We start from the raw sequence: 3306 nt of genomic DNA on the forward strand, positions 1-3306 counted from the left end.
CACCAGGGCGGCCACGGCCACCGGCGTGCCCGCCCGCAGAACGAGCATCACCTGCGCACCCTCCTCGGCCCACTGCCGGGCCTGTGCGGCCGTCGCCGCGGGTACGGCGATGCCGCCCGGAGCGACGCCCGCTCCCGCGAACGGCCGCAGCTCCCAACCACCCAGCTGCCGCGCAGGCAACGGCACTCCACCGTGCCGGGCCCGCCACCCGGGCGGCGGCCCGTCGGGCGCGATCAGCTCGTGGATACGTGCGTGAATCTCGTCGTCTCCCGGCCCGTCGGGAGGTCTCGGCAGGGCGGTGTCGGGGGCGCCGTCGGCGTTCGGCAGGCCAGGCCTCAGGGGGCCGGGCGGGGGGAGGCGCAGGACGTTCTCCACCGTCCAGGCGCCGTCGGCCAGTACCCGGGCGTCGAGGACCACCGTGTCGATGCGGTCCAGCCGGCGCAGCGGCTCCGGCCGCAGCACCAGGGCCCCGCGGTCGGAGACGGCCCGGCCCACCGAGGACGCGAACGCCTCCCGGCCGAACCGCGGGCCCCTCGGCGTCCCCGCGATCAGCAGCGCCAGCGCGCGGTCGTGGCCGAGCCTGCCGAGCGCGGTGAGCCCGTACGCCGCGAGGGAGGCCGACGCCGCCACGTTCGCGTACCGCTCGCCCGGGCCCGGGGGCAGCGGTGCGGGCCGCTCGTAGCCCGGGACGGCGTCGTGGCGGTACGTGCCCTCGTGCACGGCCAGCCTGCGCGCCCAGTTCCCCCACGCCGTGCGGCGGGCCTGCACCTCCGCGTACCGGGCGGCGGCCAGTACGGCGGCCACCATCGCGCCCAGCGGCCGGTACGTCAGCGCCGTCACCACCAGGTTCGCCGCGGCGAAGCCCCGCTCCGCGGCCGGCTCGCCGATCCGGCGGGCGAGGCCCTCACGCAGCGGCGGCATCGACTCCACGAGCTGGAGCGCCGAGATCACCACCGGCGGCAGGCCCCGCAGCCCGACGGCGTTCCCCACCGATGCCACGCCCACCGCCACCAGGCCCGCTCCGAGCCGTACGGCCGCGCCGATCCGTGCCCCCGGCGCCCCGGGGTAGCCCACCGGCGGCCGCCCCGCATCCACGCCCCCGGCGCGCCGGGCACGGAGCGCCTCCTCCTCGGCGGCCGCGTCCGCGGCGGCGACGACGCCGACCAGGGTCTCCGGATCGGTCTCCGGCCCGCAGCCGACGTACACGCAGCCCAGCGTGCCGTTCACCTCGGCCCGGCTCACCCCCGTCACCCGGCGCAGCGCGGCCTCCAGCTCACGCGCCGCGGATGCCGTCCCGGGCCGTCCCAGGCGCCGTACCTCGATCTGCACGCCTCCGGGGGTCCGCCAGAGCCGGGGCCCGCGGGGCCGCAGCATCGGCCCGACCACCGGCAGCGCCGCCGGTACGCCGGTCAGCCCCTGCGCGACGGCCCGGACCGTCGAGGCCACGGCCGCACTCGTCGAGGGCACCACCGACGCGGGCAGCACGGACCTGGTGAGCACGGAGGACAGCTGTGGCCAGATCACGTGCGGCCTCCACCATCGGCCGACGGGGGACGGTGTCGCCGCCTCGGCGGACGACACGGCTCCACCTCAGTATGTGCAGGTCCCAGCAGCCTCGCCCGGCACAGACGCGCCTGATGGGCCGGGTGGCCGAGTGCCCCCTACGGCATGAGCGAATCCGGAAATCAGGCGTGATCGTCGGCGGCGCGCGGCGCGCAGCCCAGCACGTGCTCCTTCACCAGGCGGCCGATGTCCGGATCGCGCCGCCGGAACGCCTCGACCAACTCCTCGTGCTCCTCGGCGTAGGACTGCTGGACCGTGCCCAGCCAGCGGATGGACAGCGTCGTGAAGACCTCGATGCCGAGGCCCTCCCAGGTGTGCAGCAGCACCGAGTTGCCGGCCGCCCGGACCAGCTCGCGGTGGAAGGCGACCGTGTGCCGCACCTGGGCCGTGCCGTCGGACTTGCGGTCGGCCTCGTACAGGGCGGCGACATGCGGCTGCAGGGCCGAACAGTCCTGGGACAGCCGCTCCGCGGCCAGCTCTGCCGCGATCGCCTCCAGGCCGGCCCGGACCGGGTAGCTCTCCTCCAGGTCGGCCGCCGTCAGATTCCGCACCCGTACGCCCTTGTTCGGCGCCGACTCGATCAGCCGCAGCGACTCCAGCTCGCGCAGCGCCTCCCGCACCGGCGTCTGGCTGACCTCCAGTTCGGTGGCGATGCGCCGCTCCACGATCCGCTCGCCCGGCTGCCAGCGTCCGCTGATGATCCCCTCGAGGATGTGCTCGCGGATCTGTTCGCGCAGCGAGTGGACGACGGGCGCGGTCATGAGGGCTCCTTAGGGAGGGGCAATCCAGACCCCGGGGCGTTTGACGTTTAGACAATAAGGCCGCCGGACCGTCCCGGAGGGGCGCGCGGGGGCGCTTTCGCGCAGGTGAGACGAGACTTACACGCCCCGGCAACGCGCGGCGGCCCCACCCAGAAAACTCCAGGTGGGGGAGCCGCACTACCCGTCCGGTTCTTTTCGAGAAATCAGAGGCCGAGCTCGAACTCGCCCGCCTCCAGGATCGCCTTGACCGCCGTCAGGTAACGGGCCGCGTCGGCGCCGTCCACCAGGCGGTGGTCGTAGGAGAGGGTCAGGTAGGTCATGTCGCGGACGCCGATGACCGTGCCCTCCTCGGTCTCGATGACGGCCGGGCGCTTGACCGTGGCACCGATGCCGAGGATCGCGACCTGACCCGGCGGAACGATGATCGTGTCGAACAGCGCACCGCGCGAGCCGGTGTTGGAGATGGTGAAGGTCGCGCCCGCGAGCTCGTCCGGCGTGATCTTGTTGCCGCGGACCTTGCCCGCCAGGTCGGCCGTGGCCTTGGCGATACCGGCGATGTTGAGGTCACCGGCGTTCTTGATGACCGGGGTCATCAGGCCCTTCTCGGAGTCCACCGCGATACCGATGTTCTCGGTGTCGAAGTAGGTGATGGTTCCCTCGGCCTCGTTGATCTTGGCGTTGATGACCGGGTGGGCCTTCAGCGCCTGCGCGGCGGCCTTGACGAAGAACGGCATCGGGGAGAGCTTGACACCCTCGCGCGCCGCGAACGAGTCCTTGGCCTGGGCGCGCAGCCGCATCAGGCGGGTCACGTCGACCTCGACGACCGAGGACAGCTGGGCCTGCTCGTGCAGCGCCTTGACCATGTTGTCGCCGATGACCTTGCGGATGCGCGGCATCTTGACGGTCTGGCCACGGAGGGGGGAGACCTCCAGGACCGGCGCCTTCTTGGCGGCCGGAGCAGCGGCAGCGGCCGGAGCCGGAG

Annotated in this window: 2 protein-coding genes and 1 pseudogene; all 3 read right to left on the reverse strand. The window is 73.8% G+C overall.

All coding sequences use genetic code 11. The features are described 5' to 3' along the window. Nucleotides 1-1524: pseudogene (locus ACTWQJ_RS48880) on the reverse strand (cation-translocating P-type ATPase); the annotation flags it as partial. Between the two features lie 161 nt (nt 1525-1685). Further along, complete coding sequence (locus tag ACTWQJ_RS48885) at nt 1686-2324, reverse strand: GntR family transcriptional regulator (protein ID WP_224739404.1); 639 nt, start codon at nt 2322-2324, stop codon at nt 1686-1688. A 203-nt stretch (nt 2325-2527) separates the two neighbouring features. Beyond that, nucleotides 2528-3306, reverse strand: a 779-nt coding sequence (locus ACTWQJ_RS48890; RefSeq protein ID WP_443312811.1) for a 2-oxo acid dehydrogenase subunit E2, incomplete at its 5' end; no start/stop codon positions are given.

This window comes from Streptomyces sp. KR55, from assembly GCF_052245645.1.
Lineage (GTDB): Bacteria > Actinomycetota > Actinomycetes > Streptomycetales > Streptomycetaceae > Streptomyces > Streptomyces flavusporus.

Bases quoted from the DNA above. Each gene is read 5' to 3' on its own strand.
- ACTWQJ_RS48885 (WP_224739404.1), bottom strand. From the start codon at position 2,324: ATGACCGCGCCCGTCGTCCACTCGCTGCGCGAACAGATCCGCGAGCAC.